Origin of the sequence: Tritonibacter sp. SIMBA_163 (genome assembly GCF_046535935.1) — a bacterium.
Taxonomy (GTDB): Bacteria; Pseudomonadota; Alphaproteobacteria; order Rhodobacterales; family Rhodobacteraceae; genus Epibacterium; species Epibacterium scottomollicae.
In genome coordinates this window covers 1-258 of sequence record NZ_JAWJBP010000762.1, presented here as the reverse complement: position 1 = coordinate 258, position 258 = coordinate 1, and the positions used below count along the sequence as shown (strand labels likewise).

The 258-nt window shown below is 67.1% G+C and carries 1 protein-coding gene; it reads left to right on the top strand.

Features of this window, described 5'->3' with window-relative positions; all coding sequences use genetic code 11:
• Positions 1–17: 17 nt before the first annotated feature.
• The gene (locus R0J92_RS24370) at positions 18–164 is read left to right on the top strand and encodes an enolase C-terminal domain-like protein (RefSeq protein WP_411053580.1); all 147 of its coding nucleotides are present in this window, start codon (positions 18–20) and stop codon (positions 162–164) included.
• Positions 165–258: the final 94 nt, after the last annotated feature.

The window sequence follows — 258 nt, the reverse complement described above, 5'->3', positions numbered from 1 at the left end:
CGACCGGCTATCGCCGACTGATCGAGTCGAAACTGGTTGATGTGCTAGGCGTCGATCCAGGCCGGGCCGAGGGGATCACGGGGTTCCAACGCATATGCGGCATGGCCGAGGCGGCGCGCGTCACCGTCAACGCCCACGCCTGGAGTACGGCGGCTGCGGGGTGACAGGCGGGGTGCAATTCCGTAACACTTCCAAAGCCGCGCACGGTGGCCCGGATCCAGCATTGACCGGGTCGGGTTCGAGCAGCAGGCAGCACCG